Origin of the sequence: Maribacter sp. 1_2014MBL_MicDiv (assembly GCF_001865655.1) — a bacterium.
Classification (GTDB): domain Bacteria; phylum Bacteroidota; class Bacteroidia; order Flavobacteriales; family Flavobacteriaceae; genus Maribacter; species Maribacter dokdonensis.
In genome coordinates this window covers 3,553,314-3,569,729 of record NZ_CP011318.1, presented here as the reverse complement: position 1 = coordinate 3,569,729, position 16,416 = coordinate 3,553,314, and the positions used below count along the sequence as shown (strand labels likewise).

The window sequence follows — 16,416 nt, the reverse complement described above, 5'->3', positions numbered from 1 at the left end:
TAGCACAATATAAATCCCAATGCAGTCAACTCCATTCTGTTAGTACATTACGGCTCTATTTTCTAAATAAATCTTATCCAATTACTATCACCAAAGTAATTATACCCTATTATATGTGGTAAAATCTTTGTGATCTCTCTTGTACAAATCATCAGAAGGTAATGACTTAAAATACTCATAAGTCTTTTTCATTCCCTCCTCTCTTAATACCTTAGGCTCCCAATTTAAAATTTCCTTGGCTTTAGAAATATCAGGTTGACGTTGCATGGGATCATCCTGAGGCAATGGTTTAAATATGACTTTTTGAGATGTACCGGTTAACTTAATAATTTCCTCTGCAAAATCTTTAATTGTTATTTCATGAGGATTACCAATATTAATAGGTTGGTCATAATCACTTAACAATAACCTATAAATACCCTCAACTTCATCATCTACATAACAAAAAGACCTTGTTTGATCCCCTTTACCAAAAACTGTCAAATCCTCACCTCTTAATGCCTGACCAATAAATGCAGGTATAACACGACCATCATTTAGTCGCATTCTTGGTCCGTAGGTATTAAAGATTCTTACAATTCTTGTTTCTACTCCATGAAATCTATTGTATGCCATTGTTATAGACTCCATAAAACGTTTTGCTTCATCATACACGCCACGTGGTCCAATAGTATTTACGTTACCATAATACTCTTCAGTCTGAGGGTGCACTAAAGGATCACCATAAATTTCGGAAGTCGATGCTATCAAAATTCTTGCATTCTTTTCTTTTGCTAAACCCAATAAGTTATGGGTGCCCATTGCACCTACCTTTAATGTTTGAATAGGAATTTTCAAATAATCAATTGGGCTTGCCGGTGAAGCAAAATGTAAAATATAATCCAGATCCCCAGCTATGTGAACGAATTTAGTAACATCATGATGAAAAAATTCAAATTGTTCTAAGTGAAACAAATGCTCTAAATTCTTGATATCTCCTGTAATGAGATTATCCATAGCTATGACATGATAGCCTTCTTTTATAAAACGGTCGCAGAGATGTGATCCTAAAAATCCAGCCCCACCAGTAATTAAAACTTTTTTCAAAATATTGTTATTTAGATCTTACGAATATAGGTCAATGATAGTAAGCACAAAAAATGATTATAGAAAATACTTTCAAATTCAAAATTATCAGATGAAATCATACTAAACCATCAAAAATGTAGTTCATCATATGGATGATGATAATTTTCGTTGAACCACACACATCATTAACTAATTAAATAACGTCTTATTATTAATTTTTTAAAAAAAACGTAAAAACTATTAAATCATCCCTTTAACGACTAAATAATACTTAATCATTTATCTTTGCAAATTTTGCAGAAATTTCAATTTAAAAATATGAAAAAAATTACACATATATGCTGTATTGGCGCCGGTTACGTAGGCGGCCCTACCATGTCAGTTATTGCAAGTCAATGTCCTAATATTAAAGTTACCGTTGTAGATATCAATCAACAAAGAATTGATAGCTGGAATGATGACAACCTAGACAACCTTCCTATTTTTGAGCCTGGCTTGAAGGAAATTGTTGGTAAAGCAAGAAACATGAATCTATTTTTTTCAACAGAAGTTGACAAAGCAATTGATGAAGCACAGATTATCTTTATTTCGGTAAACACGCCTACCAAAACTTATGGTAAAGGAAAAGGACAAGCTGCGGATTTAAAGTTTGTGGAACTTTGCGCAAGAAATATAGCTAAGGTAGCTAAAGATGATAAAATTGTAGTAGAAAAATCAACCCTACCTGTACGTACGGCTAGTGCTATAAAAAGTATTTTACAACATACTGGTAATAAAGTGAATTTTGAAATATTGTCCAACCCGGAGTTTTTAGCGGAAGGAACAGCAATTGAAGATCTTTTAAACGCTGATAGAGTATTAATTGGTGGAGATGACACCCCATCTGGTCAAGAGGCCAAAGATACTTTAAGTTCCATTTATGAACATTGGCTTCCAAAAGAACGTATATTACAAACAAATGTTTGGTCTTCTGAGCTTTCAAAACTAGTTGCCAATGCTTTTCTAGCGCAAAGAGTATCATCAATAAACACCATATCTGCACTCTGTGAAAAGACTGATGCAAATATCCAGGAAATTTCCAGGGCCATAGGTTACGATAGTCGTATTGGATCTAAATTCCTGAACGCCTCTGTAGGTTTTGGAGGATCTTGTTTTCAAAAAGACATTTTAAACTTAGTATATATTGCTCGTTCTTATGGCCTAACTGAAGTTGCTGACTATTGGGAACAGGTTATCATTGCCAATGACTATCAAAAAAGTCGTTTTGCTGAACATATTATTTCTTCTCTATATAACACTATATCTGGCAAAAAAATTGTATTATATGGTTGGGCGTTTAAAAAAGACACCAATGACACTAGAGAGTCACCAGCGATTGCGGTTGCGGATGCCTTATTAGACGAAAACGCAGAAATTATAGTATATGACCCAAAGGTAACTGCAGATAGAATATATGCAGATTTAGATTATCTAGGTACGCGTTCTTCAGAAGAAAATAGAAAATTATTAACGGTATGTAACGACCCTATGGACGCTACAAAAGAAGCACACGCTATAGCTATATTAACAGAATGGGACGAGTTTAAAAACTATGATTGGAAAAGCATTCATGAACAAATGTTAAAGCCAGCATTCGTTTTTGACGGAAGACGTTTATTAGATAAAGAAAAAATGGATTCATTAGGCTTTAATTATTACAAAATAGGGCAATCATGAAAATCCTAGTTACAGGTGCTGCCGGATTCATTGGTTTTTTTGTTGCTAAAACACTTTTAGAAAGAGGACACACAGTTGTTGGTTTAGACAATATCAACGATTACTATGATGTAAATCTTAAATATGACCGATTAAAAGAGTTAGGAGTCAATAAAAATGAGGCTGAAATATATAACAGTATTTCACTAAGTAATAAAGACTCCAAATTTTCTTTTATTCGTTTAAACTTAGAAGACCGTGAAAATCTCCCTGTATTATTTAAAAAAGAAGCATTTGACAAAGTTTGTAATTTAGCGGCGCAGGCCGGTATACGTTATAGTTTAGAAAATCCCGAAGCTTATATTGACAGTAACGTGGTAGGTTTTTTAAATATTCTGGAATGTTGTCGTAATAGTGCCATTAAACATTTGGTTTACGCCAGTAGTTCTAGCGTTTATGGAAGTAATGAAAAAGTACCCTTTAAGACAACGGATCAGGTAGACCATCCTATTAGTCTATATGCGGCAACCAAAAAGAGTAATGAGCTTATGGCTTACACCTACAGCCATCTTTACGATTTTTACACGACAGGACTCCGCTTTTTTACAGTATACGGTCCCTGGGGTAGACCAGATATGGCATACTTCTCTTTTACAGAAAAAATTATTGAGAACCAACCGATCAATGTTTATAATAATGGACAACATGCTAGAGATTTCACTTACATAGATGATATTGTAAACGGTTTAATTCTTGTATTGGAAAAAGAGTATAAACCTAATTTTGCAACACCAAGCAATTCTTCCATTTATAACATTGGCAAAGGAACTCCTGTTAAATTAATGGATTTTATTAATGAAATTGCATCAAATTTAGATAAGGAAGTGCAAACATTGATGATGCCAATGCAAGCGGGGGATGTACATACTACATGGGCGGACACCACTGAGTTGAAAACAAATTATGACTATTTAGCAGAAATAAATTTAGAGCAAGGAGTTAAGCGATTTATAGATTGGTACCGCTCCTACAAAAAATAAAATCATTTCCAATAAGATTGTACCAAATAATAGTTTAATAAGTCTTAATTTTATTCTTAGAAATTTTATAATCGAATAAATGAAAATAGGAATTATTGGTTTGGGATATGTTGGTTTACCATTAGCTGCACTATGTGCACAAAAATATAATGTGGTTGGTTTTGACATAAACAAAAAAAGAGTCGATGAGATTAATTCAGGAAATGACCTTACACTTGAGCTGACTAGTTTTGATTTAAATAGTGTGCTTAAACCAAAATCTAAAATAAAAGATCAAGGTTTGTTTTGCACCACCAACATAGGTGATTTAGAAGACTGTACCTGTTACATTGTTACAGTGCCTACACCCGTAGATGAAACTAAAAGACCTGTTTTCACACCCCTAATAATGGCAAGCGTATCTGTAGGAAAAGTTCTAAAAAAAGATGACATTGTTATTTATGAATCTACCGTTTACCCTGGAGCTACAGAAGAAATTTGTGTTCCAGAGTTAGAAAAATCAAGCGGACTAGTTTTTAACAAAGATTTTTACGTTGGTTATTCCCCAGAGAGAATAAATCCTGGGGATAAGATGCATACTGTAGAAAAAATATTGAAAGTCACTTCAGGTTCAACACCTGAAACCGCAAAAATAGTAGATGACCTTTACGCTTCAGTCATTAAAGCTGGCACACATTTGGCACCAACAATTAAGGTAGCAGAAGCCTCAAAAGTAATAGAAAATACTCAGCGAGATATCAATATTGCCTTCATGAACGAACTAGCTAAAATATTTCATTTATTGGGCATTGATACTAATGATGTACTTAAAGCAGCTGGAACTAAATGGAACTTTCTACCCTTTAAACCTGGTTTAGTAGGCGGGCACTGTATAGGTGTAGACCCATACTATTTAGCACAAAAAGCGCAAGAAAATGGTTATAATCCAGATTTAATCCTAGCAGGTAGACGCATTAATGATGGTATGGGCGAATATTTAAGCTTACAAATCATTAAATTAATGTTGAAACATGATTTGGCAGTTAAGGATTCTAAAGTATTGATTATGGGAATAACTTTTAAGGAAGATTGTCCTGATATAAGGAATACTAAAGTTGTAGACATGATTAGAAGTCTTCAAGATTATAGAGTAAACACCACTATTTATGACCCTTGGGCAGAGCCCGAGGAAGTTCAGCTAGAATATGGATTAACAACAACTCAAAAAATGCCTACCGGTTTATATGATGTTGTAATACTTGCAGTTGCACATAAAGAATATATTAATATTAATGTACAAGATTTAATAAAAGATAATGGTGTCATATATGATATAAAAGGAGTTCTACCCGGAAAAACACATGGAAGATTGTAATTTACAATCATAGCATTTTTAATAATATCAAATGAGAACTTTTTTAAAAGGTTTTGATGACACAATATTTAAAAGTGTTTTTTACATCTTCTTGATTTCTTCATCAACAGATTTGTTCTTAAGTAAAGTAGGAATACCCTTTAATTAATAATAGTAAAAAGTAGTTTTCCTTATTTTATCTGTAGCACAATTACTTTTTTAAAAAAGAAAATATAAAATTTATTAAACCCTAGGTACTAACTAAATGACTTAAAAAGTTTCCTTACCAAAAAATGTTGGTAGAAAATATAATTACACTAAAGTTAAAGCTTGTATGGAATCTCATTTTCATACAAGCTTTTTTTTTAACATTGAAGAATAGTTAAAACATAATAATCTTTAGTGTCAACAAAATCATTTATCAAGTCAATAAATTTCTTCAATTTCTTATAAAGATGTTAACAAAAATGGTATTTGGTCGAATAAAATCACAAAAAAGTGTATTTCATCGAACAAAAACATCCAATAAACCGACTTTCAGCGTACCAAAAGGGTTGCAAATAAAAATCCAATTAATTTATAAGGTATTTACCTTTAATCGATTAATATGACATTTAACAAATAAAAAATCATTCATTTCGTTAAACTAACATGTACCCCAAAGCATAACATGCAGTTCATCGAAAAAAATGGTTATTTCATCGAACAGCTAAATAATTAGATTATTATTGTAACCCAAATAGTATTTATTTTAATTCAAAAGCAAAGTACCTACTTATGTCAAAGTTCCTAAGATTTTTTTCAAAATTGACCCTGTCATTTTTTGCATTATTCACACTATTTTCTTGCAGTAAAGATGCAGACCTTTTATCAGAGTATGTCATTAATAAAAATGATGATCAACAAAGTTTAACCATATTAACCAATGATAGTTTTTTTATGGCTGCTGGTCAAAATACTATTTTAATGGATGTGTTGAACAATGATAATTTAAGTGCAAATGTAAATGTTACAATTATAGAAACATCTGCACCATTAAACGGAATTGTCACAATAAATGATGATAATACTTTAACCTATAGGACTGGAGAAACAATCCCTGAGGAAACCACACCTGAGGAAACAATCCCTGAGGAAACCACACCTGAGGAAACCACACCTGAGGAAACCACACCTGAGGAAACAACTTCAGAGGATGATAATACACCAGAAGAACAATCTACGACAGAAGATACTTTCACCTATACTGCAGAAGTAGTAGATGAAGAAACTGGCACAGTGACCGTTGAAGAAGCAATTGTTACAGTAACTAACAGCGAAAATATACTTCCTACTACTGGAGATAATGTTTATTATGTTACCACTGAAGGAAAAAGTTCAAATAATGGAAAATCAGAACAGTCAGCCTGGGACATAGAACATGGCTTTAAAGCAGCGAAAGCAGGTGATATCATATATATAAAGGCCGGTGTTTATTCAGATTTTGAAATCGAACAGAGTGATAATGGAACAATTGACAATCCTATCAAATTTATTGGCTATAATTCGACACCAGGAGATATTAATGCAGATGCCCAAAAAGATTACACCTTGGGCACACAGACAATCAAAGTCATGTCAAGTTTTTCATATGGTGACTCAGTTGATTCAACAAAAATGCCTTTGATTAGAGAAAGTAGATCAGGTGATATCGGTTTAGGCACAGCTTTAACAATTAGAGGGTCTTATGTACATCTTTCAAATATTCAAACTTTATATTATGAAAATGGATTATACAATCACGGAAATTTTAATGTATTCAAAAATTTGATTCACGTTGATTTAGGTGATTTAAGCAAAGATGTAAGGGATGGTAATGGAGTCTACAACTATGGAGACAATTGTTCTTATAAGAATATTTATGTAGAGAACGCTGCAGACCAAGGCTTTTCCATTAAAGGCAATAATAGTACTTTTGATGCTATTTCAGTCGTTGCCGACAATACGATTAATTCAACTGATTATTATTTCCTATTTCAAGAAGGCCACGATAACTATGCTACAAATATTTATAATTTTAGAAAAGGAAATTTACAACATCGAGGACATGGAATTACTTACAAAACACCTTATGAATGTTATAATAATACTGTGGACAAATTCATAATAGATAATACTAGAGCTGAGGTTCAATTTCCAGGCGTACATGATAATACGTTAAAAAATGGATATATCATACAAACTGCCAGCTCCACAACAGGAGGAGGGTTAAGATTGGCAAATGGTTCCTACGATAATACATATAGTAATATTTTTATTGAAAATAGCACAATATTTTTTATGGATTGGGATGATGGTCTGGCAGGTGACAGTGATGTAGATTCATCCGATGGAAATGTTTTTAACCAGATAACAGTTATTAATGCCAAGGATTGTGTAGCATTCAACCATTACGGAAATGGTTTAACCGATAGCAGTGCAGACAATAATACTTTTTATAATTGTACTTTCTATAATAACACTTACATGTTTGAAACTAGTAGAAAAAATACAAATTCGAAATTTATAAATTGTATTTTTTCTGATATTTCAAGATTTTCACATACAGCCACAGGTTATACTGAACAGAATTTAGATGTTTCAATAGTAAACTCCAACGTTTTTGAAATTGGTTTTACATCTCCGGAGGTAAATACTTTATTAAATCTTGAACCACAATTCGTAAATCCTTCATCTAAAAATTTTGCCTTAAAAAGCACAAGTGGCTTAAAGTCGGTAGGAGTTGCTACACCTTTCCTAGATGCTGGTAATGATTTAGGGTCTTTTCAAAATTAAATCAATAGTAAAAAATACAATCAAGATCTACATCCAATAATATATAATTAAATCAAGTCATAGTAGAATTTACTGTCCTTTTATCCAGTAAATTTACTTTTCACATGTTTTACCTAGTTTCTTGTATTATAAATAAAGATATTTACGCTTTATTATAATTATACTTCATAGTATAATTATAATAAAGCAATTTTTATGAATAGAGAACGTTGATAGAAAGTGTTATCGGACAAAATGGTGCCTACTGTAGTGGATTCTAATTTAAAAAGTATAATACAGCATATGGGTTATGAAGGCATTTATGTTAGCAACTTTAAATAACCTGAAAGGACCATGAAAAAAAACCAATTTGGGAAAAATTTACAAGTTCGGTTGGCAACATAAAACAGAAATTGATAACGGTATTAAAATTTTTTATTAATGGTATCTTTTAAAAAAATCTATTTCTTTAATTCCAAATTCATAATCGATAGATGAGTTTTGGAAAAAAAATGTTTCACGGTCTAGCATGGAGCGCCTTCGACCGTGTTTCAATGCAAATTGTCCAATTTTTTATAGGTATTATATTAGCAAGAATATTGACACCTAAAGAATATGGCGTAATCGGTATTCTCTTAGTCTTTATTGCATTGGCAAATGTTTTTATCGATAGTGGATTTACCAAAGCTTTAATTCAGAAAAAGGATAGGAATGAAACTGATATTTCCACAATATTTTTCTTCAATATTGGTATAAGTATTGTTTGCTATTTGGTCCTATGGTTTGCTTCACCATTAATCTCTGAATTTTATCAAGAAACTACATTAACACCACTATTACGGGCATTAGCATTAACTTTATTAATTAATTCAGTGTATGCGGTACCCACCACTTTATTCACGATTCAATTAGATTTTAAGACCTTAACTAAAATAAATTTTATTGCAACCATCATTTCTGGTATCGTTGCGATTTATATGGCCTATAAAGGTTTTGGTGTTTGGGCGTTAATTATACAAGCCTTGACCAAATCAATATTAATGGCAATATTAGTATGGTTCTTTAGCCGATGGCGCCCACAACTAATTTTTTCTAAAAAATCATTTAAACAGCTATTTAAATTTGGATCTAACCTTCTGATTTCTTCCTTATTAAATACTTTTGTTAACAATATCTCGTCTCTCTTTATTGCTAAATTAATTAGCACTAAAGAATTGGGCTATTACACTAGAGGAACTCAATTTTCAGATTTCACATTTGGCATGGTCAACTCAATTATTGAAAGAGTTCTACTGCCTGGATTGTCTATAGTTCAAGACCAACGAGAGATACTTATTGATCATACTAGGAAAATACTAAAATCCACAGCGCTTTTAATTATTCCAATTTTTCTTTTTCTTACGGTAATGGCGAAACCAATTATTGTTATATTATTAACTGACAAGTGGCTGCCTGCCGCGCCAATCATGCAATTTTTTTGTTTAGCACGAATGATTACCATTCTTTCAGGAATCAATGTGAATTTGCTTTATGTTTTAGGAAGAACTGACTTAGCTTTAAAACAACAATATTTAAAAATCGCAATAAGAATTGTTCTTCTTTTAGTTGGGTTACAATTTGGTATCTTTTTCGTTGCACTAGGAGAGTTGATATCCACATGTATTCATTATTTCATAAATACATATTTTCCGGGGAAAATCATGAAATATGGTGCGTTTTCCCAAATCAAAGATTTAAATAAAATTATAATTGCCGGAGTTATAATGGCTGTTGCAAGCTTCACGGTTACTCAAGTATTTGAGAGTTTAATTTTGCAATTAAGTTTAGCATCTTTAATTGCCTTATTATCTTATTACGCATCCATAAAAATTCTTAAAATTCGTGAATTTAACATGATAAAAAACCAATTACTTAATTTTTTTAAATCCTAAATAAAATAATTAGGAAATGAGTAAAAATAATATTTGCTGTATATTTAACTATGCCCCACATTATAGAAGTGCTATATATAACTTAATGGATGAGGAATTAAACTGTGATTTTTATTTTGGTGATGACGTTGGAAGTCAAATTACTAAAATGAAAGTAATGGAGTTGACAGGTTTTAAAAAAACATTGAAAAGAATTCAAGTTACCAAATGGAATTACTATTGGCTAAAAGGTTCTTTAATACCAATATTTAAACCATACAAATACTATATTACTTCAGGCGGGTCAAAATATCTTAACATGTGGGTTTTATTACTAATCTCTAAATTCACAAAAAAAAAAGTAATTGCTTGGGCACATGGGATGAAAGGTAATGAAAATGGCCTAGCAAAGCGCCTTAATTATTTGTACTACTCACTATGTGATACAGTTTTATTGTATGGTGAAAGATCCAGAGATATTATGATTAAGGAAGGAATTGATTCTAAAAAATTAGTTTGCATATATAATTCCCTAGATTATGACAAGCAACTAAAGTTTCGCCAAAATCTTGGCAATACAAATATATATAAGCATCATTTTGGTAATGACCATCCTATAATTATTTATATTGGAAGGTTGCAAAAATCTAAAAAATTAGAAATTCTAATATCAATTTTGAACAAACTTTTAAATAACGGAGTTAATTGTAACCTTGTTTTCGTAGGCAAGGATTTAGGTGATAATGATTTGAAATCGAAAGTTAATGAATATGGTTTATCTAAATTTACTTGGTTTTACGGTCCCTGCTATGATGAGCAAAAAAACTCGGAGCTATTGCTAAATTCCAATTTGTGTATTTCACCTGGTCCAATTGGATTGACAGCAATACATGCGGCAAGCTATGGAGTACCGATAATCACTAATGACGATTTTTCCAATCAAATGCCTGAATTTGAAATTATCGCAAGTGGCTTAAATGGTGATTTTTTTGAAAAAGATAACGAAAACGATTTATACGAAAAAGTCAAAAAATGGCTTTTGATTAATAATGAAAAAAGAAGTGAAGCCAAAATATTTTCACATTCAATTATTGATGAAAAGTATAATCCTTATTATCAAATACAGGTATTAAAAACAGTTTTAAATTTAGAATAATGAAAATTCTTTGGGTTACAAATTCTATAATGCCTGATTTAGCAGTGGGAATGGGCGAAAAGCCAGGAGTTTTTGGAGGCTGGCAATTTGGTCTTGCTAAAGATTTAGCTACATCTGGTATATCTTTAACAGTAGTGACAGCTAGACCAAATAAAGATGATTTTAATATATCAAAAAATGATATAAATTATTTTTTGATAAAAAGTCAAAAATCAATAAGTAAATATGATTCTTCCTTAGAACAAAAATGGAAAGATATTATTAAAAAAGTTAAACCAGACCTTGTTCATATTCACGGTACGGAACACGCTCATGGACTCTCTTTGATAAAAGCATGTCCTGAATTAAAATATGTTATTTCAATACAAGGACTAATTAGCGTTTACGAAAGATATTATAAAGGAGGAATCACATTCTGGGAAATTATTAAATCTGTTACTTTTAGGGATTTAATTAAACAACAAACTATATGGCAATTACAAAATAGTTTTAAAAATAGGGGCAATAAAGTAGAAACAGAATATTTTTCTATTGTTAATAATGTAATAGGGCGAACTGAATGGGATAAACATCATTCATCTGTAATGAATCCAAATTCCAACTATCATTTCTGCAACGAATCCCTACGAGATTCTTTTTACTTAGAAAAAAAATGGAACATTAACAAGAAAGAAGATTTTTCAATATTTATCAGTCAAGCTGGGTATCCTATTAAAGGCATGCATCAAGTTTTGAAAGCTGTCTCTTTAATTAAAAAAGATTTTCCTTCTGTAAAAATTAAATTTGCGGGAGGCAACATTTTAGGAAGAGAATCCTCATTAATAGAAGCATTAAAGTTAAAAGGTTATGGAAAGTTTTTAAATAATTTGATAAAAAAATATGAATTACAAAATCATATTGAATATTTAGGAATTCTTTCAGAAATAGAAATGAGAAATCAATATTTAAATTCACATGTCTTTGTTTGTCCCTCTAGTATAGAAAACAGCCCGAACTCTTTAGGTGAATCTCAAATTTTAGGGGTACCATGTATATCTTCCTATGTTGGAGGTACTCCTGACATGATTCAGCATAATAAAACCGGATTTTTATATAGATTTGAAGAGGTGGAAATGCTCGCTCAATATTTAAAACAAATTTTTCTAAACGATGATATGGCTTCTGAAATTTCGACTAATGGTATTGAAGTTGCTACTTTGCGTCATGACAGAAAAACAAATTGCGTTAATCTTAAAAATATCTATAATAAAATTATAGAATTAAACATTTAAAATGAGTACAATAAAAAATATTTTAGATTTTATTTTAAGATTATACCCTAGAATTTACAACTGGTTTTTATTTAAGTTTAAGAATGTTACATTTTCAAATTACCCCAGAATTAAGGGAAAATTAATGATAACCGGTAAAGGAAGTCTAATATTGGGGGAAAATGTTAAAATTAATTCGTCTAGACGGTCAAATCATATAGGAGAAGCATCAAGAACTATTTTTAAGATAAAAAATAAAAATGCTACAATCAAAATAGGAAATAATACCGGTTTATCAAATACCACATTCGTTTGTCGAGATTCAATTGTTGTCGGGAATTATGTAAAAATTGGAGGAGGGGTTAAAATATATGATTCTGATGCACATTCTCTTAATCATTTACTAAGAATGGATTCAAGTTTAGATATTGCTATCATGAAGAAAGTTACATTGAAGGACCATTGTTTTATAGGCGCATATAGTATTATATTAAAAGGTGTAACTGTTGGTGAAAGATCAATTGTAGGAGCGGGTTCTGTTGTAACTAAATCTATACCAGATGACGAAATTTGGGGAGGTAATCCTGCAAAGTTTATCAAAAAAAATATTAACTCTTAATAAAGGACATGAATGTTTCAACTTATACTCGTAACATAGGTTTAATATATTTGGTGCCTCTTATTTTATATCTAGTTGATCCTTTTAATAAGGGATATTTATTTGGATATGCTTTAATATTGGTCATCTTGCTGAACGGGAAGAAAATGATATATAATTTAGATAGCGATTTTATATTTCTCAGCCTATTTTCAATTACATATGCAATATTTTACGCCGTTTATCCAATTAGTGGTGTACAATTAATATTCATCTATGCCCTTTTCCCTGGTTTCTTTTATTTATTTGGTAAATATTTAGTCTTGCCCAAAATGAATCCACTACATCTTGTTTTTGTACTTTTTGCCATTGGTTTTGTATTTTCTATATCATCTCTAATATCGGTGATAATCAACTTAAGAGAGGGTGGGTTCGTTCAACAAAATCGTGAAATACCTCTTTTTTGGAACGGAAAAAAGACTAAGGCCACGCTAATGGCTGCCTACCTTACTTTTAATATGTGTCTCCCTATTATTTATCTAATCAAAAAAACTAAAATATCGATATTATCACAGCTCGTAGCCGGTATAATTTTCATTACCTCATTACTAAGTGTATTTAGGTTGGGAAGTCGTACTCAGTTGATGATATGCCTACTTTCAATTGCACTAAGCTTAATATTCGTAATTCCAAAACAGACAATTAGAGCGAATACAAAATTATTATTATTCCTTTTGCTTATTTCTATCCTTGTGCTAAATTTTGTCCCCTTAGATTTAAACGCCGATTATTTTTCTGTTTTGGGCTCCCGTTTGCAGGAAAGCAGTAACACATCCAGTGCTGGAGGTCGCACCTTTTTATGGTTACAAGCACTTGAAAATTTATTTAATTACCCACTAGGATGGCAAGGACCCAACGTACGTTATGCCCATAACCTTTGGCTGGATGTAGCACGCTATGCTGGTCTCCTACCCTTTTTTCTGTTAGTGATATTCACATTACGTTCACTAAGAAATACCTATAGAGCAGTACGAAAAGCACCAAATGAATTGCTTTTAAACACAACGCTATTAATCTATTCTATAGCGTCCATGTTGATATTTTTTGTTGAACCGATTATGGAGGGGCTTTTCTTTTTGTTCACAGTCTATTGCCTATTCCAAGGCATCATTAATGCTTACTTAAAACAACCCAAATCTGAAATTGATTTACAATAGTAGTTTAAAATTTAACTTTATAATTTAAAATCAACTATTGAACCACTTCAATACAATGTAACATGCTATTCAATACTATAGAATTTTTCATATTTCTTCCCACTGTTTTTATACTTTATTGGTTTGTATTCCCTAAAAACCTAAAATTCCAAAACCTACTCATTTTAGTAAGTTCATATGTATTTTATGGTTGGTGGGACTACCGTTTTCTATCCTTGATTTTTCTTTCTACAGTTATAGACTATTTCATTGCTTTACAAATGGTTAAAAGTGATGTAGAGCGAAAACGCAAACGACTTCTAGTGGCAAGCATGGTTTTTAATTTAGGTATGCTAGGTTTTTTTAAATATTATAACTTTTTTGTAGACTCTTGGGTGAATGCTTTCCAAACCGCCGGATTTGAAATTGAGCATACTTGGACCTTACAGATTGTATTGCCCGTAGGTATTTCATTTTATACCTTCCAAACCATGTCCTATACCATAGATGTATACCGTAAAAACTTAAGACCAACAAAAGATTTTATCTCTTTTGCCTCCTTTGTTTCTTTTTTTCCACAATTGGTAGCAGGCCCTATTGAAAGGGCTACCAATCTATTGCCGCAAATCTTAAAAAACAGGACCTTTAGTTACGAAAAAGGTGTTCAGGGTCTACGATTAATTCTTTGGGGGCTTTTTAAAAAGGTAGTGATAGCAGATTCACTAGCACCCTTGGTAAACGATATTTTTGAAAATTATGGAGCTTACGATGGAGGAACACTCTTGCTAGGTGCCATTTATTTTGCTTTCCAAATTTATTGTGATTTTAGTGGGTACTCAGATATCGCTATAGGGGTTTCTAAATTGTTCGGATTTGAATTGATGTCCAACTTTAAATTTCCTTATTTCTCGAGGAATATTGGAGAATTTTGGAGAAGGTGGCATATCTCGCTATCTACTTGGTTCAGAGACTACCTTTATATACCATTAGGAGGGTCCAGAAATGGAAAATTGGCATCCTTAAAAAATATTTTCATCATTTTTATCGTTAGTGGTTTTTGGCATGGAGCCAACTGGACGTTTATGATATGGGGCCTTATACACGCCTTACTATACATACCATCCTTTATTTTCAATACCAATAGAAAATACCTAAGTTATGGTGTAGCAGAAAATAAAGTTTTGCCAACCTTAAAGGAAATTTTTCAAATGGGAACCACCTTCTTTTGTGTAACAATAGCTTGGGTGTTTTTTAGAAGTAATAGCCTGGGCGATGCATTATCATATATCTCAAAGTTGTTTTTAGATTTTCAGATGCCACAGTCCAAATTACAAGGAATCGGCTATGTCATCATTTTAATGACTTTAGAATGGGGCCTTCGTAACGATGAACGCTTAACTGTAATTTCTAAATATGTAATAGTGAGATTACTATTTTATATGTTTATTGCATTTCAAGTGTTACGTTTCTTTGGAGTGGTACAAACTGACTTTATATATTTTCAATTTTAGGAGTTCTTCAAATAACAACACCTAATCAAGTATTTAAATTACAACAGATATGAAAAAATTTTTGATAAAAACCGTAGGCTATTTAATTATTCTTATTCTTACTATAGAAGTATTTTATGGTAAAAGCCCTTCAATTTTCAGTCTTCGTAGTTTTGTTAGTTTCTCCAAGAATATAGTAAAAGGGTCTAAAAATGATAAAACTGTCTTAAATCCTGATGGAGAACCCATTGAAAACCGTAAAAACAATATAGGTTTCTATTCTCATTCAGATTTTATAGGCAAAGATAATTCGCAAAATTATGCAATCATAGGTGACTCCTTTGTAAACTCAACAGTAGTAGGCACCTACAATTCCATTGCCTATTTATTAGACGAAAGGTTAGACTCCACTACAGTATATAACTTTGGAAAAGCAGGAGGGAATATCCATGACTATTATAGAATTTATGATAAATACAATCTAAAATCTTTAAAAAAGGTATTTATTGTCCTTACCGGAACAAACGATTTATCTTACCAAGATAACAACAACTCCTTTGAAAAATCTTCATCCACTTTTATTAATCTCATACAAAGTAAGTTAGATGGTCCTAAATTATACGATGCACCTAACTATGCACTCATACGAAAAGATACTAAAAACATTGTTTACATTCTACATGATAACCTGTCAGAATCGGCAATGCGTACCAATGGTATTTCCCAGGACTTAATTGAAATACATATCGATGAAGCTATACGCTTCTCCGATGGCCATTATAAAAAAGAAGGGAATGAACGCATTGCCGACAAAATTGTATCGTATTTAAATTTAAAAATGTAATTATTGATCACTAGCAAAATTTACTGAAACCAGTCCACCTAAA

The 16,416-nt window shown here is 31.6% G+C and carries 12 protein-coding genes; 11 read left to right on the top strand and 1 reads right to left on the bottom strand.

Annotated elements, in window-relative coordinates:
* Positions 1-99: 99 nt before the first annotated feature.
* Positions 100-1,086: a UDP-glucuronic acid decarboxylase family protein gene (locus YQ22_RS15005; protein ID WP_071341835.1), complete on the bottom strand. Its 987-nt coding sequence runs from the start codon at positions 1,084-1,086 to the stop codon at positions 100-102.
* 300 nt (positions 1,087-1,386) lie between these two features.
* Here YQ22_RS15005 and YQ22_RS15000 point away from each other — a divergent pair, with 300 nt between their 5' ends.
* The 11 genes from YQ22_RS15000 to YQ22_RS14950 all read left to right on the top strand — a co-directional run bounded on the left by YQ22_RS15000 (position 1,387) and on the right by YQ22_RS14950 (position 16,373).
* Complete coding sequence (locus YQ22_RS15000; protein WP_071341834.1) at positions 1,387-2,784, top strand: nucleotide sugar dehydrogenase; 1,398 nt, start codon at positions 1,387-1,389, stop codon at positions 2,782-2,784.
* A complete protein-coding gene (locus YQ22_RS14995; protein WP_071341833.1) occupies positions 2,781-3,803 on the top strand; it encodes an NAD-dependent epimerase/dehydratase family protein in 1,023 nt (340 codons plus the stop codon). The genes YQ22_RS15000 and YQ22_RS14995 overlap by 4 nt, the downstream gene beginning before the upstream one ends.
* Positions 3,804-3,882: 79 nt before the next feature.
* On the top strand, positions 3,883-5,157 hold the full coding sequence (locus YQ22_RS14990; RefSeq protein ID WP_071341832.1) for a nucleotide sugar dehydrogenase: 1,275 nt from the start codon (positions 3,883-3,885) through the stop codon (positions 5,155-5,157).
* A gap of 756 nt (positions 5,158-5,913) precedes the next feature.
* Complete coding sequence (locus YQ22_RS14985) at positions 5,914-7,950, top strand: hypothetical protein (RefSeq protein ID WP_071341831.1); 2,037 nt, start codon at positions 5,914-5,916, stop codon at positions 7,948-7,950.
* 473 nt (positions 7,951-8,423) lie between these two features.
* Positions 8,424-9,860 (top strand): lipopolysaccharide biosynthesis protein, encoded by a 1,437-nt coding sequence (locus tag YQ22_RS14980; protein WP_071341830.1) that lies wholly within the window; start codon positions 8,424-8,426, stop codon positions 9,858-9,860.
* 16 nt (positions 9,861-9,876) lie between these two features.
* On the top strand, positions 9,877-10,995 hold the full coding sequence (locus YQ22_RS14975; RefSeq protein WP_071341829.1) for a glycosyltransferase: 1,119 nt from the start codon (positions 9,877-9,879) through the stop codon (positions 10,993-10,995).
* Positions 10,995-12,266, top strand: a complete 1,272-nt coding sequence (locus tag YQ22_RS14970) for a glycosyltransferase family 4 protein (protein ID WP_071341828.1) — start codon at positions 10,995-10,997, stop codon at positions 12,264-12,266. The genes YQ22_RS14975 and YQ22_RS14970 overlap by 1 nt, the downstream gene beginning before the upstream one ends.
* Before the next feature lies 1 nt (position 12,267).
* Positions 12,268-12,864 (top strand): acyltransferase, encoded by a 597-nt coding sequence (locus tag YQ22_RS14965; RefSeq protein WP_071341827.1) that lies wholly within the window; start codon positions 12,268-12,270, stop codon positions 12,862-12,864.
* A gap of 8 nt (positions 12,865-12,872) precedes the next feature.
* Positions 12,873-14,060, top strand: coding sequence for an O-antigen ligase family protein (locus tag YQ22_RS14960; protein WP_071341826.1), 1,188 nt, complete (start codon positions 12,873-12,875; stop codon positions 14,058-14,060).
* A 62-nt stretch (positions 14,061-14,122) separates the two neighbouring features.
* Positions 14,123-15,550: an MBOAT family O-acyltransferase gene (locus YQ22_RS14955; protein WP_071341825.1), complete on the top strand. Its 1,428-nt coding sequence runs from the start codon at positions 14,123-14,125 to the stop codon at positions 15,548-15,550.
* A 49-nt stretch (positions 15,551-15,599) separates the two neighbouring features.
* A complete protein-coding gene (locus YQ22_RS14950) occupies positions 15,600-16,373 on the top strand; it encodes an SGNH/GDSL hydrolase family protein (protein ID WP_071341824.1) in 774 nt (257 codons plus the stop codon).
* Positions 16,374-16,416: the final 43 nt, after the last annotated feature.